The organism is Mediterraneibacter sp. 210702-DFI.5.30 (assembly GCF_020560115.1).
Classification (GTDB): domain Bacteria; phylum Bacillota; class Clostridia; order Lachnospirales; family Lachnospiraceae; genus Mediterraneibacter; species Mediterraneibacter faecis.
In genome coordinates this window covers 1-288 of the sequence record NZ_JAJCME010000063.1, presented here as the reverse complement: position 1 = coordinate 288, position 288 = coordinate 1, and the positions used below count along the sequence as shown (strand labels likewise).

1 pseudogene is annotated in these 288 nt (G+C 46.5%); it reads left to right on the top strand.

Annotated features, from left to right (window positions below):
* A pseudogene (locus LI126_RS14690) lies at nt 1–288 on the top strand (hypothetical protein); the annotation flags it as partial.

The window sequence follows — 288 nt, the reverse complement described above, 5'->3', positions numbered from 1 at the left end:
AGCCAGGCAAGGGTAACACGTTGATGCAAATGGACATCCAAGACGTTCGGACTGGCTCCATTGTGCACACGACGATGCGTCCTTCCGAAAAGGTTGAACAAGTCAACGTGGACAAGAAGAATGCTCAATACCTGTACGATGAAGGCAACACGGCGGTCTTCATGGACATGGAAACCTACGAACAATACGAAATCAGTGATGAACAGCTGACTGAAGAAAAGAAGTACTTGGTTGAAAACATGCAAGTGCAAATGGACTTTGTTGGCAGCGAACTGGTTGGTATTGAAC